This window comes from Brevibacterium sediminis (assembly GCF_024895295.1).
In the GTDB taxonomy this organism is placed as follows: domain Bacteria; phylum Actinomycetota; class Actinomycetes; order Actinomycetales; family Brevibacteriaceae; genus Brevibacterium; species Brevibacterium sediminis.
Genome location: NZ_JAHQRN010000005.1, coordinates 18,201 through 36,228, shown reverse-complemented (window position 1 = coordinate 36,228; position 18,028 = coordinate 18,201). Strand labels below are relative to the sequence as shown.

16 protein-coding genes are annotated in these 18,028 nt (G+C 64.5%); 8 read left to right on the top strand and 8 right to left on the bottom strand.

From position 1 onward, the window contains the following. Positions 1 to 124: 124 nt before the first annotated feature. A complete protein-coding gene (locus KTJ89_RS12500) occupies positions 125 to 2,023 on the bottom strand; it encodes a helix-turn-helix domain-containing protein (RefSeq protein WP_172173402.1) in 1,899 nt (632 codons plus the stop codon). Between the two features lie 78 nt (positions 2,024 to 2,101). After that, on the bottom strand, positions 2,102 to 3,382 hold the full coding sequence (locus KTJ89_RS12495) for a pyridoxal phosphate-dependent aminotransferase (RefSeq protein ID WP_259357959.1): 1,281 nt from the start codon (positions 3,380 to 3,382) through the stop codon (positions 2,102 to 2,104). Between the two features lie 161 nt (positions 3,383 to 3,543). Between KTJ89_RS12495 and KTJ89_RS12490 the strand changes: the two genes are divergently transcribed. The 3 genes from KTJ89_RS12490 (at position 3,544) to KTJ89_RS12480 (ending at position 5,859) form a co-directional block, all read left to right on the top strand. Continuing rightward, complete coding sequence (locus tag KTJ89_RS12490) at positions 3,544 to 4,179, top strand: TetR/AcrR family transcriptional regulator (RefSeq protein WP_259357958.1); 636 nt, start codon at positions 3,544 to 3,546, stop codon at positions 4,177 to 4,179. Between the two features lie 109 nt (positions 4,180 to 4,288). After that, complete coding sequence (locus KTJ89_RS12485; protein ID WP_259357957.1) at positions 4,289 to 5,128, top strand: ABC transporter ATP-binding protein; 840 nt, start codon at positions 4,289 to 4,291, stop codon at positions 5,126 to 5,128. Beyond that, on the top strand, positions 5,125 to 5,859 hold the full coding sequence (locus KTJ89_RS12480) for an ABC transporter permease (protein WP_259357956.1): 735 nt from the start codon (positions 5,125 to 5,127) through the stop codon (positions 5,857 to 5,859). The genes KTJ89_RS12485 and KTJ89_RS12480 overlap by 4 nt, the downstream gene beginning before the upstream one ends. Positions 5,860 to 5,896: 37 nt before the next feature. On the opposite strand, the gene KTJ89_RS12475 is transcribed toward KTJ89_RS12480, so the two are convergent. From KTJ89_RS12475 to phoA, 3 genes are all read right to left on the bottom strand, one after another. Then, a complete protein-coding gene (locus KTJ89_RS12475) occupies positions 5,897 to 7,369 on the bottom strand; it encodes an amino acid permease (protein ID WP_374990281.1) in 1,473 nt (490 codons plus the stop codon). 177 nt (positions 7,370 to 7,546) lie between these two features. After that, positions 7,547 to 8,122 (bottom strand): GNAT family N-acetyltransferase, encoded by a 576-nt coding sequence (locus tag KTJ89_RS12470; RefSeq protein WP_172173417.1) that lies wholly within the window; start codon positions 8,120 to 8,122, stop codon positions 7,547 to 7,549. A 104-nt stretch (positions 8,123 to 8,226) separates the two neighbouring features. Continuing rightward, a complete protein-coding gene (gene phoA / locus KTJ89_RS12465; protein ID WP_172173420.1) occupies positions 8,227 to 10,020 on the bottom strand; it encodes an alkaline phosphatase in 1,794 nt (597 codons plus the stop codon). 294 nt (positions 10,021 to 10,314) lie between these two features. Between phoA and KTJ89_RS12460 the strand changes: the two genes are divergently transcribed. The 4 genes from KTJ89_RS12460 (at position 10,315) to KTJ89_RS12445 (ending at position 14,142) form a co-directional block, all read left to right on the top strand. Continuing rightward, positions 10,315 to 11,280: an ABC transporter ATP-binding protein gene (locus KTJ89_RS12460; protein WP_172173423.1), complete on the top strand. Its 966-nt coding sequence runs from the start codon at positions 10,315 to 10,317 to the stop codon at positions 11,278 to 11,280. A 1-nt stretch (position 11,281) separates the two neighbouring features. Continuing rightward, positions 11,282 to 12,148 (top strand): ABC transporter permease, encoded by an 867-nt coding sequence (locus KTJ89_RS12455; RefSeq protein ID WP_172173426.1) that lies wholly within the window; start codon positions 11,282 to 11,284, stop codon positions 12,146 to 12,148. A gap of 100 nt (positions 12,149 to 12,248) precedes the next feature. Continuing rightward, positions 12,249 to 13,559, top strand: a complete 1,311-nt coding sequence (locus KTJ89_RS12450; protein WP_259357955.1) for a sensor histidine kinase — start codon at positions 12,249 to 12,251, stop codon at positions 13,557 to 13,559. After that, on the top strand, positions 13,537 to 14,142 hold the full coding sequence (locus KTJ89_RS12445; RefSeq protein WP_259357954.1) for a response regulator transcription factor: 606 nt from the start codon (positions 13,537 to 13,539) through the stop codon (positions 14,140 to 14,142). Before KTJ89_RS12450 ends, KTJ89_RS12445 begins: the two co-directional genes overlap by 23 nt. A gap of 36 nt (positions 14,143 to 14,178) precedes the next feature. On the opposite strand, the gene KTJ89_RS12440 is transcribed toward KTJ89_RS12445, so the two are convergent. Both KTJ89_RS12440 and KTJ89_RS12435 read right to left on the bottom strand, forming a co-directional pair. Further along, positions 14,179 to 15,321: an ABC transporter permease gene (locus KTJ89_RS12440; protein WP_259357953.1), complete on the bottom strand. Its 1,143-nt coding sequence runs from the start codon at positions 15,319 to 15,321 to the stop codon at positions 14,179 to 14,181. Next, a complete protein-coding gene (locus KTJ89_RS12435) occupies positions 15,318 to 16,205 on the bottom strand; it encodes an ABC transporter ATP-binding protein (RefSeq protein WP_259357952.1) in 888 nt (295 codons plus the stop codon). The genes KTJ89_RS12440 and KTJ89_RS12435 overlap by 4 nt, the downstream gene beginning before the upstream one ends. Before the next feature lie 178 nt (positions 16,206 to 16,383). On the opposite strand from KTJ89_RS12435, the gene KTJ89_RS12430 reads away from it, so the two are divergent. Further along, complete coding sequence (locus KTJ89_RS12430) at positions 16,384 to 16,890, top strand: DinB family protein (protein WP_259357951.1); 507 nt, start codon at positions 16,384 to 16,386, stop codon at positions 16,888 to 16,890. Between the two features lie 761 nt (positions 16,891 to 17,651). Here the strand turns inward: KTJ89_RS12430 and KTJ89_RS12425 are convergent. Next, positions 17,652 to 18,026, bottom strand: a complete 375-nt coding sequence (locus KTJ89_RS12425; RefSeq protein ID WP_259357950.1) for a hypothetical protein — start codon at positions 18,024 to 18,026, stop codon at positions 17,652 to 17,654. Positions 18,027 to 18,028 lie beyond the last annotated feature (2 nt).

Below are 18,028 nucleotides of genomic sequence, written 5' to 3'. Positions count from 1 at the left end.
GGCCGACATCGCCTGTCGGTCGGAGTTCCTCCGCAGATATCAGTCAAACAATGCACGCGGGAATCTGCCATGTCTTTTTCGGATGTGAATATCGCTCAGCTATGGCTGTTCCAGACATGGAAGCTTAGGAAGATGACTTCAGCTTGTCCAGGCGGAGCGCGACCTGGAGGCGGAACGCCCGCTCCGGTGTCCTCCACTCCTGACCGAGCACGAGATCGGCTCTCTCAAGCCGTTGCTTGACGGTGTTGACATGCACTGACATCTGAATCGCGGTTCTGCGGATGTTCATCCCGGACTCGAAGTATTCCCGCAGCGTCGAGATCAGCTCGGCTGAATGGGTTCGGTCCCATCGGCGCAGCGGCTCGAGCATCCGTTGCATGAATCTCTCCGTCTGCTCCGGCGCGGTGCCGAACATTGCGGTGTAAGGCGCGAAATCTTCCGTGGGAAAGGTTCCTTCGCTGATGCCGAGGGAATTGAGGATGCGGATGCACGACCACATTTCGTCCTCGGCAGTGCGCAGCTGATTCCTGTCGTAATCGGTGTCGGAGATGATCACCAGCGAACTGTCGAGGGAGCCCGACTCTTCGAACAGAGTGTCCAGGGTGGGCCTGTCGCGGATCACGGCGCTGGGGAGGAGCACCGTGATCCCGGGGGATCGCTGCGTCATGAGAATGCGCGGCTCGACGCGGACTAGGCGAGCGGCGATGCGGTCATCGTTTTCGATGTCGCCCTGAATCGTCATGAGTCTCCAGGGTCCGGAGAGGCTGAAGCTGCCGGTTCGGGAACGGGCCTCGAGCTCACTGAGATCACGAGTGCCGGCAATGATGTCGACTGCGAGTTCTCCACGGACTCGGTTCTCGGCATCAGCCCGGGCTTGTTCGTTCATTCGGATGAGCGCTAGCGTCTGCGCCGCCTGGGCGACGATGTTCGCGTCGCCGTCCGCCGGTTCGTCGTTGAAACGCACGAACAGTGCGCTGTGCTGTCGGCGGTGAGACGCCACCGAGGCGACGTACATGTGCTGTGCACCAGCGACCTGTGCGCTTCGGCCAGTCGCCCGGCTGTGACTCAGTGCCGTTCGGACGTCAGCATCGTCCACCGTGATGCCGTCGAAGAACGCCTCATCGGCGGGGAATCTCGGAGAGCCCAGACGCCCGCTGTCGACGACGATCACGTCGGCCTCGAGTAATTCGGAGATAGCGTCGAGAACTGCGGGGACTCCTTGTCCCTGCAGGACGAGCTGCGTCAGCTGCTCCTCGACCTCGACGAGCCGTTGGAGGGTGCTGGCCTGCGCGGCTGCCGTCTCCTCGGCTTCCGCGGAGGCTTGGGCCGCCTCTGCGAGGTCTCCCATCAGCTGCGCCGTCTTCAGCACCACGGAAGCGTGGTCCGCGAGAGCCGACAGCAGGGTGATCTCGTCGGTAGTGAAGTCATGTGGGTAGCGGTTGGCCGCGAAGAGGGCGCCGAGGACTTCGCCGTCGACGACCATCGGCACTCCGAGGAGTGATTCCATGCGCTCGGCCTTCACCGCGGAGTCGACGCGTCTTTCGTGCGGCAGCCGGGTCAGATCGTAGTTCGACGTCCACTGTGCGGCGCGATCGCGCACGACCTGTCCTGCCAGTCCGACGCCGGGAGGCACACGCAGTTCTTTGAGATTCGCCGAGATCGCTCCGCGACTTGCCTGAACACGCAGGTCGTCGGTCTCCGGATAGTACTGGGAGAGGTAGGCGATATCGCATCCGATGAGTGTTCGGGCACGGTCGACGAGCTTCTGCAGCAGCTTCTCGGTGTCTCGCACACGGATGAGCTCTGAAGCGCTCTCCAAAAGAGCCGAACGCTCGCGATCTTTCTGCTTCCACCGGGTCATGGTCGCCGACAGATCGGAGAAGGATTCGATGAGGTCGTGGTGGTCCCCGAGACCACGGGATAGGGCCGCCCGGTCGAGATCTATCCCGCGGGAGAGAGCTCTGACGATTTCGGCCACGGCGGTGGCGGACACGGTCCCCGACTCATCATCGATCTCTGTCATGAGACCAGTGTCGCAGGGGCTCGGTGCCTCCGCCGCACCCGGCATCGGATGGGTGCTTCGCCTGAGCGGTCGTGGCCGTCAGCCGGCCGCAGGTGCTCCCGCGTGCTCGGGCTCGCGCACCACGGGCAGCTCGCACGTCGTCGGAGCGACCTGCCGGTAGCCGGAGAGGAACGTGTCGAGGCGTTCGATCGCCTCGGTGAGCACCTCGACGGACGGCAGGGTGACGAGTCGGAAGTGGTCGGGCTTGGGCCAGTTGAAGGCCGTGCCGTGGGAGACGAGGATCTTCTGTTCGCGCAGCAGGTCGAGGGCGAACTGCTCGTCGTCGGTGATGCCGAACTTCTCGACATCGAGCTTTGCGAACATGTACAGCGCACCGTCAGCCCGGTGGGCCGAGACACCGTCGATCGAGTTGAGCCCCTCGTAGGCGACCTGCATCTGCGCGCCGAGGCGGCCGGTCGGCAGAACGAGGTCGTCGATCGACTGCTTCCCGCCCAGGGCCGCTTGGATTGCGTGCTGGGCCGGAACGTTCGAGCACATGCGCATATTCGCGAGCAGCTTGATGCCCTCGAGGTAGCTGTGCGCCTCTTCCAGCGGTCCGGTGATCGCCAGCCAGCCGGAACGGTAGCCGGCGACCCGGTAGGCCTTCGACAGTCCGGAGAAGGTCAGGCACAGAACGTCGTCGCCGGTGAGAGTGGCCATGTTGACGAGTTCGACGCCGTTGTAGGTGATCTTCTCGTAGATCTCGTCGGAGAAGACGATGAGACCGTGACGGCGGGCGATGTCGGCGATCTTCTGCAGCGTCTCCTTCGAGTACACCGCACCGGTCGGGTTGTTCGGGTTGATGACGACGATTCCGCGGGTGCGTTCGGTGATCCGGGATTCGAGGTCGTCCAGGTCCGGCTGCCAGGCGTCTTCTTCCGCGCAGCGGTAGTGGACGGGGGTGCCGCCGGACAGCGCCACCGAGGCGGTCCACAACGGGTAGTCGGGTCCGGGCACGAGGATCTCGTCCCCCGGGTTGCACAGGGCCTGCAGACTGAGGGTGATGAGCTCGCTGACTCCGTTGCCGAGGAAGACCTCGTCGGTGCCGAGATTGTGGATGCCGCGGGTCTCGTAGTACTGGACGACGGCGCGGCGGGCGGAGAGGATTCCCCGCGAGTCGGAGTAGCCCTGCGTCACCGGCAGGTTCGCGGCGATGTCCTGGACGATCGCCTCGGGGGCTTCGAATCCGAAGGGGGCAGGGTTGCCGATGTTGAGCTTGAGGATCGTGTGCCCGGCGGCTTCCATCGCCTGGGCCTCTTCGAGGACGGGTCCTCGAATGTCATAGAGGACATTGGCCAACTTCGACGACTGCCTGAACATGTGAACCGAAAAACCTTTCATACGACTGCTGCTACATCCACGCTAGGACCCCCGCCGAGGTGGTTCTGACCAAACAGAGGCCCGTTTCCCAGACCTTTGCTCGGTTCGGAGGACCGTTGTGCAGACCTTTTGCAACTGGGCCTCACGATACTCTGGGGAGCATGGCGGATGTGAAGCCGGGGCCCCGCCGGAGGGGGCGCCCACCTAAGGAAAGCGGCAGTGACGCACGGACAGCGATCACCGATGCCGCTTCGGCCGAGTTCGCCGAGAAGGGCTATGACAAGGCGTCGATCCGCGGCATCGCCCGTCGTGCCCAGGTCGACTCCGCACTCGTCCACCACTATTTCGAGTCCAAGGCCGGCCTTTTCGCGGAAGTCGTCAAGCTTCCCGTGCGGCCGGACCGCATCATCCGCTCGGCCTTGGACGTCTCGGTCGACCGCCTCGGCGAGTCTCTCGTGCACACGGTGCTCAGCGCCTGGGAGCAGACAAGCGTGAAGTCGATCGGGGTGACCGTTCTGCGTTCTGCGGTGAGCGATTCGGCAGCCGGCCGACTGATCAGGCAATTTCTCCTGCGCGAGCTCAAAGGAGCAGTGGCGGGAAGGATCGCGGACGGAGGCGTCGACCGCGCCGAAGCAGATTTGCGGGCCACGCTCGTCCTCACGCAGATGGCGGGTGCGCTCATGTTTCGTCACGTCCTCGAACTCGAACCGCTGGCATCGATGCCGGTCGACGACCTCACCGCGCGCCTGGCGCCGGCGGTGCAGGGGCATCTCGATGGAGTCGGCGACTCGATGTGAGCCCGAATGGCGGTCGTGCACGTACCGCTCATCGGCGGCAGGGCGGCGGTCATGAAATCTCTCCGTGAGAACCCTTGACCGGAGCACTCTCGGATGTCATATTCAGCACATGATGAATAAGTCGGTGGAAGCACGAGGGCTGGCAATTCGGCGGGGACGTTCCACCGTCATCGACTCACTGGATCTAGATGTGCCAAGGGGTGCGATCGTCGGTCTGCTGGGTCCCAGCGGCAGCGGGAAGACGACGCTGATGCGGGCGATCGTCGGCGTGCAGATCGTCGCGGGCGGACGTGTGCAGGTGCTCGGCCGACCTGCCGGTTCGGCGAATCTGCGGCATCGCGTCGGCTATATGACCCAGTCGGCGAGCATCTACGAGGACCTCAGTGTGCGGGCGAATCTGCGCTACTTCGCACGGGTGCAGGGAGCTCCGAAAACCGATGTCGACCGGGTGCTCGAACGCACGGACCTCATCGGGCAGGCCGATCAGCTGGCCCGGACGCTCTCTGGCGGTCAGGCCAACCGGGTGTCCCTCGCCGCGGCAATGCTCGGTTCTCCAGACCTGCTGGTCCTCGATGAGCCGACGGTGGGACTCGATCCAGTGCTGCGCAATGATCTGTGGGATCTCTTCCGCGGGCTCGCCGAGGAGGGGACCACGCTGATTGTGTCGAGCCACGTCATGGATGAGGCCACACGCTGTGACCGGCTGCTGCTCATGCGGGAGGGCGCGATCATCGCGGACACGACACCGCACGATCTGCTCGCCGGCACAGGGGCCGCCTCGGCGGAGGAGGCGTTCCTCGACATCATCGAGAAGGACACGGCCGGTGAAGGACCTGCCGGGCACGGACGCCGGCCGGGGACCCATCTGCTCTCCCGGAACGCGAACGGCAACGGTAGACCAAGCCATGATCGGCGGGGCCGCGGGACGAAGAAGGGAGGTCGGCGATGAACCCGATGCGCACCCTGGCCACGACGGGGCGTGTGCTCACCCAGATCCGCAACGACCCGCGCACGATCGCCCTGCTGCTCATCGTGCCCAGCCTGCTCATCGGCCTGGTGGCGTGGATCTTCGACGAGACCGAGGTATTCGCCGACATCGGCCCGGCGATGCTCGCGCTCTTCCCGTTCATCGTCATGTTCCTCGTCACGAGCATCGCGACCCTGCGCGAACGTCGGAGCGGAACGCTGGAGCGGCTGCTGTCGATGCCGTTGGGGCGGGGCGATTTCATCCTCGGATACACCCTGGCATTCGGGCTGCTCGCCGTGGTGCAGACGGCCGTGGCCGTCTGCTACGCGACTCTGGTGTGCGGTCTGGAGATCGAGGGTTCGGTCGGGCTGCTCTTCGTCGTCGCGATCGCCGACGCCCTGCTCGGCACGGCGCTGGGCCTGCTGGCCAGCGCCTTCGCCCGCACGGAGTTCCAGGTCGTGCAGTTCATGCCTGTGTTCGTGTTCCCGCAGATCCTGCTCGGAGGAATCTTCTTGCCCCGTGATCAGCTGCCGGATGTGCTCGAGGTGATCGGCGACTGGCTGCCGCTCTCTCACGCGATCGATGCGCTGGATGCCGTATCGACCGGCAGCGAGGATGACGCCTATATCTGGCTGCGGGTGCTCTTCATCGCCTGTTGGATCGTCGGAGCCATCATCGTCGGCTCGCTGACTCTGCGGCGTCGGACGCCGTGAGGCGTGGCGACAGCGCGGAGAGTTGCGAGCAGGGTCGTCAGTTCTTTCCGGACCTCATGGGTTCGGTGCGGTCGGTGAGCTCGTAGGGTCGGCGGCCGCGACCGCGGACGAAGGCGATATAGCACAGCCACAGCGCGACGACCCACAGCAGACCGACCCACAGGGCCGGTCGCGAGTCGGGGACGATGCCGACCATGACGACGACGAAGACGATGAACGCGACGGTGATCCACGATCCCACCGGCCACAGCGGCATGGGGAATTCGCTGGGAAGGCGAGCCTCCTCGGCGATCACCTTCTTCATCCGGATATGGGAAGCGAGGATGATCAGCCACACGAGCACCGTGGCGAAGGTGGCCAGCGCTCCGAGGAGGAACAGGGCCTGGTCGGGGTAGAGGTAGTTGAGGACGACGCCTGCCAGCAGCGCGACGATTATCGTCACCACGGTCATCACGGGCACGCCATTGCGCGAGGTGCGGGCGAAGGACCGCGGAGCCTGCCCTTGTTCGGCGAGGCCGTGGAGCATTCTGCCTGCGCCGAAGATGTCGGCGTTGATGGCCGACAGGGCCGCCGTGATGAGGACGACCTGGAGGATGGCGGCCGCTGCACTGAAGCCGACGGAGTCGAAGATCGCGACGAAGGGGCTGATCTCGGAGGTGATCTGGTTCCACGGCAGGATGCACATGATCACGCCGAGGGTGAGGACGTAGAAGAGGAGGATGCGCACCGGCACCGAGTTGATGGCGGCCGGCAGTACCTGCTTCGGATTCTGTGCTTCTCCGGCGGTGACGCCGATGATCTCGATGCCGCCGAAGGCGAACATCACGATGGTGAACGATGAGAGCAGACCCCAGAATCCGTGGGGGAAGAAGCCGCCGTGGTCGAACAGAGCCTGCGGGCCCATCTGGTCGTGGTCAGCGATGCCGAAGCCGAAGATGATGATGGCTACTCCGGCGGCGATGAGGGCGATGATCGCAACGATCTTGATGAGTGCGAACCAGAATTCGAGTTCACCGAAGACCTTGACGCCGATCATGTTGATCGCGGCGATGAAGAAGACGACGGCGAGCACCCAGATCCAGCGGGGGACGCCCGGGAACCAGAAGCCCATGTACACGCCGATCGCGGTGGCGTCGAAGACGGCGACGAGAACCATCTCGAAGGCGAAGGTCCAGCCGACGAGGAAGCCTGCGAAGGGGTGGATGTAGCGGGAGGCATACTGGCCGAAGGAGCCGGAGACGGGGTGGCGGACGACGAGTTCGCCGAGGGCGCGCATGACCATGAAGACGGCGGCACCGCCGATGATATAAGCGAGCAGCACTGCCGGTCCTGCGGCTTGGATCGACTCCGAAGATCCCATGAAGAGGCCGGTGCCGATGGCGGAACCGAGGGCCATGAAGCGAATGTGTCGGGCGGTCAGGCCTCTTTTCAGGCCGGCGTTCTCTTCATGTCCGTCAGCGTTTGCGTCGCTGGGGAGCGCCTCGTTGCGGTCCTTGTCGGCTGGAGCCATCGGTGTCTGCTGTCCTCTTCTCTCGACTGACCGTGGCTGCGTGCCCATGTGATCGGCGGACCCGGCTCCACGGCCACCTCAGATTCTCACACCGAGGCGGCGGGCGAATACGGAAGCTGGCACAAAGAGTCCGAGATCTCAGAAAATCGGGTCGGACCGGCGTCTGGAACGGAACAGTCAGGCTGTCTGCCGATCGCTGGAGAGCATCCCGAAGATGAGGGTGTCGGTCCATTCGCCTTTCGACCACCAGTCCTTGCGCAGGTGCGCTTCCTCCCGCATCCCGATCCTGCGAGCCAGATTCGCCGAGGCGGTGTTCCGGGAATCCATCTGCGCGAACACCCGGTGGAGGCCGTAGTGGTCGAAGGCGACATTGAGGACCGCGATGGCCGCCTCGGTGGCGAACCCGTGGCCACTGGCGGCCGGATCGAGGATCCAGCCGATCTCGGCCTTCTGCTCACTGTCGTTGTCGAGCCAGATAGCGATGTCGCCGATGACGTGCGAACCGTCAAGAGAATCGAGACCGTCGGCCGTCTCGATGACCAGGGCCAGGGCACGGGATTCGGTCTCGAGCCCCGTGCGCTGCATGCGTTCTGAGACCTTGGTCCGGGCCACCTCGGCGGTCCAGGGATCTTCGAGGAGGAACTGGGAGACGTCCTCGCGGGAGAATATCCGCAGCTGATCCTCGGCGTCGGATTCGACATAGGTGCGCAGCCGCAGTCGGTCGGTGGTCAGCGGAAGTTCGATGGGTTCCATGGGCCCACTCTGCCAGGTCGACCTGAGGAGACGACGAACGATGCCGGACGCTTCGCTGGGAAGAGTCCGGCACCGTTCGCGGTCGGGCTGTGGTCGGGCTGGTGTCAGGCGGGGAGGATTCCGCGGCGCTTGGCCATGCGGATCAGAGCCGATCCGCCGATGATCGCGGCCACGCCGAAGAAGATCGCGGCACCAATCTCGACTCCGGTGCGCGGCAGGGTTCCGCCGCCACCTCCGGCCAGTCCCGGACCTTCGTCTCCTCCGCCGGTCGAGGCATTGCCTTCGCCGCCTTCGGAGCCGCCATTGGCACCGGCGCCGCCGCCAGCGGAATCGGAGGAGCCGTTGGCGTCCTCGGATGCGTTCGAGTCTTCGGTACCTGCCGCACCGTCAGTGCCACCGGCATCGGACGATCCCGCGGCATCGTCGGAACCGGCCGAGTCGTCGGAACCGGCCGAGTCGTCATTGCTGTTCGCGTCGTCGCCCGGGTCGCCGGGCACTTCGGCGTCGGGGTCGAGTCCCAGACCGTCGGCGATCGTATAGTGCATGTCGGTCTGGTCGGTCAGCCCGACGACATTGGCCGCGCCCGGTCCGTAGGCCGCGATACGCAGCTGCGTGCCGGTGTGGCCCTGTGACTCCTCTTCGTCAGCGGTCGCGTAATTCATCGTCATCTCCGAGCCGTCGGCGGTGGTCAGGGTCCGGGTGAGACCCGGGGTGTCCGAACCGGCACTGACGATCTGGCTGGTGTGAGCGTGATCGGCGGTGGTGATGACGAGAGTTTCGCCGTCTTCCTTCGCAAAGTCGAGGGCGGCCTTGACCGCCTCGTCGAGGTCGACGGTCTCACCGATCTGACCGCACGGGTTGGCCGCGTGATCCTGCTTGTCGATGCTCGCCCCCTCGACCTGGAGGAAGAAGCCCTTGTCATTGTCGAGCAGATCGACAGCCTTGTTCGTCAGCTGGTCGAGCTTCGGCACGTCCGAGGTGCGCTCCGGGTTGTTCTTGCACTTCACGGCCGGTTCGGTGCCACCTCCGTGCGTGGCCTTCGGTCCCTCCCAGCGAACGGGGAAATTGCCCTCTGTGAAGAGACCGAGCACCGGTGCATCCTGGTTCGCCTCGGTGACGGAGTCGAGTGAGTCGGAGTCGTCGACGAGCTGGTAGCCGCGTTCCTCCGCCTGCTCACGCAGCGTCTTGTCCTTCCAATCGCCGGCGGTGGCCTTCTGCTCGAAGGACGCCGAACCGCCGCCGAGGGTGACATCGGCACGAGCATTGAGGATCTGCTCGCTGATCGAGCCGAGACCGCCGTTTTCCAGAGTCTCGCCCGCGCAGTCCTTGGCAGTCTCCTCGGGGCCGTAGCAGCCGCGCTGGCTGATGTGGGCGAGCTGCGCGGCCGGAGTCGCGTCCTGGATCTCCGCGGTCGAGACGTCGCCGGTCTTCATGCCCTTGGCGCGGGCCATCTCGATGAGAGTCTTGTGCGGTTTGCCTGTCCGGTCGACGCCGAGAGCGCCGTTGTAGGTCTTCGTGCCTGATGACCACCCGGTGGCGCTGGCCGCGGAGTCAGTGACATAGTCCGGCTTGCCGGAGTCTCTGTCCACCGCGTAGGTCGTGTACTGCCCGGTCAGCGGCAGTTCGTCGAGGCCGTCGAAGCGACCATGGGCGCCCTTCGCATAGTTGCGGGCGGCGGTGATCTCCGAATCGCCCATGCCGTCGCCGATGAGGAGGATGACGTTCTTCGCGCCGGAGTCCTCGACCGCGTCGCGGATGGCGTCGGTGTTGTCGCCGTCGAGTTGGCGGGCTCCGCCGGGTTCGTCGATTCCTGCCGCCGAGGCGGGACTTGCGAATCCGAAGAGTGCGAGGCTGAGCGCGCCGGTTGCCGCGGCGAGTCGCAGGGTTGTCCTGGCCATGTGCAGTCCTTTCGTTGAGGTGCACAGGCGCTCACCGAAGAGGAGGCGTCGTAACGATTCGAGCGGTGCCGGAGGCAGGGCTCGGACGAGTGCGTGAGCGTCGTGTGCGAGCAGACGGCCTCCAACCTACTCAGCATTCACACAAGGCGAGTGGAGGGAACGTGAAGCCTGAGTTAACTCGCAGTTCGGTCTCTGCGTCTCCGCATTAGTTCTGCGAACCGATGACAAATGGCACCCCCGCCTCGGTGACAAATGGCATCTGTACACACCTGCTCCGATTTCTAGTCTGTGGACATGACTTCACAGACAGCGACTCACACAGCCCCTCCGACCCGGACATCCGCCGCGACCCCTGCAGCTGTCAGCCTGAACCGCCTGACCAAGAGCTTCGGCGAATTGACAGCCGTCGACGGCCTCAACCTCGACATTCGCCCCGGCGAAGTCGTCGCCTTCCTCGGACCCAACGGGGCTGGTAAGACAACGACGATCGACATGCTCCTCGGACTCAGCCGACCAGATGACGGCTCTGTCGAGATCTTCGGGATGCCGCCTCGGCGAGCGGTCGCGCTCGGGCTCGTCAGTTCGGTGATGCAGACCGGTGGACTGCTCGATGACCTCACCGTCCGCGAAACCGTCGACTACACCTCGGCGATCTTCGCCTCCTCCCTCGACACGGACCTCGTCCTCGAACGCGCCGGGATCACCGACATCGCCGATTCGGTGGTGAAGAAATGCTCCGGCGGGCAGAAGCAGCGCCTGCGCTTCGCCATGGCCCTGCTGCCGGACCCCGCCCTCATCGTCCTCGACGAACCGACCACCGGAATGGACGTCACCGGCCGCCGCGACTTCTGGCACCAGATGCGCGCCGACGCACTGACCGGCAAGACAATCCTCTTCGCCACCCACTACCTCGAAGAGGCCGATGAATTCGCCGACCGCGTCGTCCTCGTCGCAGACGGCCGGGTCGTCGCCGACGGACCCGCCCACGAGATCCGCGGCATGACCGCCGCGAAGACCGTGAGCGCAACCCTGCCGATGACCGACGACACCACCGAATCGGGCGTCAATGACCTGCTCGACCGCCTCGGCGGATTGGCCGGTGTCGAATCCATCGACGTCGCTGCCAAACGTCTGAAGATGCGCACCACAGACTCGGATGCAGCCGCGAAGATGCTCTTCGAGAACGCGTGCACCGACCTCGAGATCACCTCCCATTCGCTTGAAGACGCCTTCATCAGCCTTACCTCGAAAGGAGCCTGAAATGTCCGTTCGCCCCGACACCGCTGCCCACCCCGAATCCGCAGCCCACACTGACTCGCTCACTGACACCGAAACCCGCACCGCCGCCTCGGCGACGTTCCTCACCTCGCTGGAGAACCGACGGGTGCCCCGCCTCGGCGGATTCTCAGTCACCCTGCTGCGCCTCGAACTGCTGCGGAAGCTGCGCAACCGGCGCACATTGATCTTCACGATGATCATGCCCGCGGTCTTCTACCTCATCTTCGGCCTGACGAACAAGGGCGAGATGCTCGGCAGCACGGACGCCGCGCTCTACATCTCGGTCTCCTTGGCCACGTATGGGGCGATGATCGCTACGACCACGGGTGGTGCGCAGGTCGCCATCGAACGCGCGCTCGGGTGGAGCCGGCAGCTCGCACTGACGCCGTTGCATCCGGCGGCCTACATCCTCATCAAAGTGATCGTGTCCATGGCTCTCGGCGCGGTGTCCGTCATCGTCGTCTTCGTCCTTGCCGCCGTCACCGGTGTCCACGCACCACTGGGCACACTCATCGCCTCCGGTCTCCTCGTCATCCTCGCCTCCGGTGTCTTCGCCGCTTTCGGTGTCATGCTCGGATACCTGTTGCCGGCCGAAAACGCGATCCAGGTGGCCAGCATGGTCCTCGGCATCCTCTCGCTCATCGGCGGACTCTTCGTTCCACTCGAGATCTGGCCCGACACCCTGCAGACGATCGCCCGCTTCACCCCGGCGTACGGGGTCGGCGAAATCGCCCGCGCACCGCTTGGCGGGGGTTACGATCATTGGGCGATCGTCAGCGCGATCGTGTGGCTGGGGATCTTCGTGGCAGGTTCGGCCTGGGCCCTGCGCCGAGATACCGCACGAGTGTGAGGCCAATGGTCGCGAACGGGCCACGACACCGCATAAGTGAACGACGCGAACACGACGACCAGCATGACGGCCAGGGCACAGTGACCGAGGAAGGACCACAGTGACCACGCACGACACCTCCGGCGAGGCGAGGGCAGAGTCCTCGCCTGTCGGGCTGCGTTCGCTCAACTTCATGAGTTGGTTCTTTCCGTTCTTCTGGCTCGTCTTCCTCGTCTACCCCCTGAGCGCATCGTTCCAGCTCGGCGGAGCACAGCGGATCTGGGGCGTGAGCCTCACCGTCGCATTCGCGGTCATCTTCTACGGCGGAATGATCGCCGGCGGGGTCGGTCTCGGCACCTTCGCCCGCACGATGCGCGATCCCCACGCCCGCCGTACCCGCCAGGCGCTCATCATCGTCAATGCTTCGATCGTCGCAATGATCGTCATCACCGCGGTGGCCGTTCCCATCGTCGGTGAGCAGGCGCTGGCATTCCTCGCCTATATCTCCGTCCTCTCCGTCGTCTCGATTCGCCGGGTGATTCCCGGCCTCATCATTGCGGCATCAACGCTCATCGTCGCCGAGGCAGCCCAACGTCTCGTCCCCGGGTGGACTCACGATTGGTCCTCCACCTTCGGAATCTCGATCTCCGGGTTCGCCATGGTCATGGCACTCATGGCAGGCGACCGAGCCCGCGCGGCACGGGCGGCAGAAGAGGAGAACCGGCGACTCGAGCGGGAGGCCGAACGCTTGCGCGTGTCCCAAGTCGTTCATGATGTGCTCGGACATTCGCTCACCGTCATCGCGCTCAAGGCGCAGCTGGCCGCGAAACTCGAAGCGGCCGGCTCGCCTGATGCGGCTCGGCATATCGCCGAGATCGAAGAACTCGCCCGTGGTGCGCTGGCCGATGTCCGGACCACAGTGCAGGGGACACGGACGATCTCCCTGGCCGAGGAGCTCGTCGAGGCGACTCGTGCGCTGCGCGCCGCCGACATCACGGTCGAGGCTCCCACCTCGGTCGATGTCGTCGACCCACGGCTGCGAGAACTCTTCGCCTGGAGCCTGCGTGAAGGCAGCACGAACATCCTCCGGCATGCCCGAGCCCGACGGGCCACCATCGTTCTCGAGAGGAATCGATTGACCATCAGCAACGACAACGGTCGCCGCGATGACCCAGCGCACCCGGTCACGGAGCTCAACCTCGGCGAGGTGGGTGCCGGATCAGGACTGCAGGGACTGCGGAGTCGGGCCCGCGCACTCGGCGGGAGGCTGCGGACGCAGCAGACCGACGCCGGTTTCGAACTCATCGTCGAAGGTCCGGATGCGGACCTGGCGCGTCCCCGCGGGGACCAAGGTGGCGACGAACTCGACGCGGGCGATGCCGGACTCAACGCAGAGAAAGGTGGGGCCGGTGACGACGCTGCTCATCGCTGACGATCAGACCATGGTCCGTGAGGCGCTCGCCGCCCTGCTCGGCATGGAAACCGACTTCGAGGTCGTCGCCCAGTGTGCCCGCGGTTCCGAGGTCGTACCGGCGATCACCGCGACTCGACCGGATGTGGCGCTGCTCGATGTGGACATGCCCGAACCCGACGGACTCACCGTCGCGGCCACGCTCAAGGACACGTTTCCCGAGGTCAAGGTCATCATCGTCACGACCTACGGGCGGCCCGGCTGGGTCAAACGCGCCCTGGACGCCGGGGTCAGCGGATTCATGGTCAAGGACGCTCCGGTCGACCACCTCGCCGAGGGGATCCGCCGGGTCATGGCCGGGATGTCGGTCATCGACCCCGAACTCGTCGTCGAGTCGACGATGCACGGGGCGTCACCGCTGACCGCGCGGGAGACCGATGTTCTGCGCGCGGCCGCGGACGGGGCGAGCGTCGATGAAGTGGCCACTCAGTTGTATCTGTCTGCCGGCACCGTGCGGAATCGCCTGTCCTCGGCGATCGGGAAGACGAATGCCCGCAACCGTGCCGATGCCGCGCGGATCGCCGCAGAGAACGGCTGGCTGTAGGTCACAGGAGGCTGCAGCGCTCAGCCGGTCAAGCTGTCACCGCTTGAGAGCCTGTCCCCAGGTCAGCTTCGGTCCCGACTTGAGGATCGAGCGCTCGAAGATCCGCGTGGCCAGCAGCAGCGCGAGCAGCGTGGTGACGATGAGGATGAGCAGGGACACCAGCGGCTCCCACCATTCGATGGTGCCGAGGAAGACCCGCATCGGCACTGCCACCGCCGCGGAGAACGGAATGTAGGACAGCACCGCCATGACCGTTTCGTTCGACGAGAAGATGATGACGCCCATATAGGGCAGGAAGATGAGCATCATGATCGGCGTGCTCGTCGACGGCAGATCCTCGGTGCGCGACACCATCGATGCCGCGGCCGCGTAGAGGGCGGCGACCATGACGAAGCCGACGATGAAGAGCGGGACGAACCAGGCGATCGGTTCGGCGACCTTGCCCAACACCAGGTCGTTTCCGCTGATGGCAGCGCCCGCGAGAACCGCGATCGCGGTGAGTCCGATCTGTGCGAAAGCGAGGATCGTGCACGCGATGACCTTGCCGAACATGAGCACCCGCGCCGAGGTGGACGCGAGCAGGATCTCCACGATCCGTGACTGCTTCTCCTCCACTACGGACGAGGCGATCGTGTTCCCGAACGTCATCGCCGCCATGAAGAACACCAGGCCGAGGCCGAGCCCGATGAAGTAGGTGAGCGCTGGGTCGGGGGCGTCGGGATCGAGGAGTTCGACCTCAGGGGTGAGGCTGAGTGCCCCGATGAGTGATTCCGGTGCCGAGCGCAGGGACAGCACTGCGACCCCGGTCGGCGAATCCTGGGATTCGACGACGGCGGATTCGACCTCCTCGGAGGTGATCAGGGCTTTTGCCTCGTCGACGTCAGCGACTTCGACGGTCTCGATGTCGTCGATTCCCTCGACGGCTTTCGCCCCCGCCGAGGTGACTGCCACCTTGTCCGTGGAGGAGAACAGTGAAGGCAGCGCCCCGGAGACCCCGACGAGGACGCCGAAGAGGACGATGCTCAGGATCGTCGAAACCATGAACGCCTTCGACTTGATTCGCACCATGATCTCGCGTTCGATGACCAGGCCCATGGCAGTGGTGAAACCGGCTCGGTTCGTGCTGACTGGAGCCTTGCGGGTGCTGTCGGCTGCGGTGGTCGTATCGGTGGTGCTCATGCCTGCGTGACCTCCTGGAAGAGACGGTTGAGGGCGACTTCGTGCGGAGCGAAGGACGACACCGATGAGACGGTGAGCGCTTTGCGCAGAACCGCCTCGGCAGTATCGGCGTTCGGAGCTGTGAACCGGGCCCAATTTCCGTCGAGTTCGACGACGGAGATATCGGGCAGACCACGCACCCAGCCGAGGTCCGCATCCGTCTGCAGCGTCCACTCGGGCAGGCTGCGCTGACGGCGCAGTTCCGCGGTGGTGCCAGCTGCGACGAGGCGGCCGTCATTGATGATGGCGAGGTCGTCGACGAGACGTTCGACGAGGTCGAGCTGGTGACTGGAGAAGAGGACCGGAGCGCCGGAGGAGGCAAAGTCGGTGAGGACGCCCAGGGTGCGTTCGACGGCTACGGGGTCGAGGCCGGAGAACGGTTCGTCGAGGACGAGTGCCTGCGGGTCGTGAATGAGAGCCGCGGCGATCTGGACCTTCTGCTGATTGCCGAGGCTGACTGATTCAAGGGTGTCGGTGGGCTCGCCCTTGAGCTCGAGCTGTTCGAGGAGGTCGAGCCCGCGCTTCTTCGCCGCATGGCGGGTGAGACCGTGGAAACGGGCGAGGTAGACCAGCTGATCGATAATCGGCATCTTGGGGTAGAGGCCGCGTTCCTCAGGCATGTAGCCGATCGCGCTGCGGTGGCCGGCGGTGATAGGGGTGCCGTCGACGAGGATGCGCCCGGAATCGGCGGCAAGGACGCCGAGGATGATCCGCATGGTCGTGGTCTTGCCGGAGCCGTTCGAACCGACGAAGCCTGTCATCCGGCCGTCGCCGATGTCGAAGCTGAGGTCGTGCAGCACCTGCTTGTCTCCGAAGCTGCGGTTGATGTTCTCCAAGGTGATCATGCTTCAACGCTATGCGGAGACCGGCCTGAGCGGATCAGTCTTGAGGGTGAATTCGGTACCCTGCGTGAGGGGGATCGCGGCTCTTCGCGATCGAGGGTGCAATCGGGGTCGGTCGGCGCTTGCGAAGACTCCGAATATCCCCTGTTGCGTGGTTCGGTACGCGAGTATCATTCAGCCCATGACGAGACCGAGTGAGATCCTCGGCAGCGTAGTCGCCGCCAGCGAGCGCGAGCAGCTTGAGACGTTCCTGGATTATCTGCGCGACGCCGTCGTGCGCAAAGTCAGCGGCCTGTCGGAGGAGGATGCTCGGCGCAGCCCAGTGCCGAGCGGCACCAGCCTCGGCGGCTTGATCAAACACCTGCGTTGGGTGGAGTTGGGAGCGTTCGCTGAGCAGATCGGGCAGATCCCCGCCGCGGAACTGCCCACACCGCCGTGGACCGACGCAGACCCTGAGGCCGACCTGCGGTTGGAGCCGGACGAGAAGCTGCACGATGTCATCGGTGCCTACCTGGAGGAGTGCGACCGCTCCCGAGAGATCGCCGCCCAGCACAGCCTCGACTACGTACCGCCGGGCGGAAAGTTGACGTTGCGGTGGGTGTACCTGCACGTGATCCTGGAGACCAGCCGGCACGCGGGACACGCGGACATCGTGCGCGAGATGATCGACCGCAGCGTCGGCGACTGACTGCTCGCCGCGCGCCATCGGTCCGTGTTCCGGCGGCCGGGCAGATGCTTCAGTAATTGAAAGTCGAGCTACTGAGTAGTCGAAACCGAAACTACTCAGGTGGCCTCGGACTACCTGTCTATTGCTGAAGAGCGGGGTCTGAGCAATGTAGTTGAGTCTGCAATTCCATAGCTTGGAGGAGTTCGACCAGCTCCTCTCTCCCCATCCCCGAACTTGATCGCACTTAGTCGTGCGCGGTCAGGGATTCGAAGCGAGCTGAAACATCTTGCTCGACTTCGAAATGAGGAATGTATGACCCTGTTAGGTCTGCGCGTGCGCGCCTGGTGGGCTGCACTCACAGCTGTGCTCATGGTTGCTGCCGGCGGCGCCATTGTGCTGCCGGCCGCTCCGGCTCAGGCGGCACCCGTTTCGATCACCTGCGAGCCTGGCGTCGTCTATTCGGTCTCGGCGAAGGGCGCGCTTCGGGAAGTTAAGAATGGCAGCTCTTCTGAAATAGTGGCGGCCAGCAACTTCTCGAGCTTCAACGGTCTTGGCATTGGGAAGGATGGGGCGACGATCTATGGGTATGAACGAACGAACAATGCTGGTACCGCAACCATCTATTCGCTCGACAGGTTGACTGGAACGTGGAAGACGACCAATGCGAATACCGGTTCCGCAGTAACTGAATTCCAGTTCGTGGGTGGTGCTGTCGACCTCAGCACGGGCGTCTTCTTCTTCGGCGGATTTACCAGCGACGGCAAGAAGTTTGGAATCTATGCTTATGATCCATCGACCAAGGCGATCAGTCGCAAAGGTGTAATCAACACCAATCGAAATATCGTCAGTGGATCGGTCGCCAACGGAGATATGGCTTTCGACAGCGAGGGCAATCTTTTCGTAGTTCGCGGCATGAGCAACCAGACGAGCATCTTCTCGGTGGCCAAAAACAACCTCGATACTGCGAGCGGATCCAATACGGTGACAGCCTCCTTTTCGGGGCCATACTCGACGACGCCCGATGTCAACGGTGTCGCATTTGATGCTGCGGGATACGGATACCTCGGTGCAGGAGCGAACTTTTCACGCTGGAACACTCCTGCTTGGACAAATCCCGACAGCAACTGGTTCTCGGGTGCGTCGAGCTTCGGCAGCACGG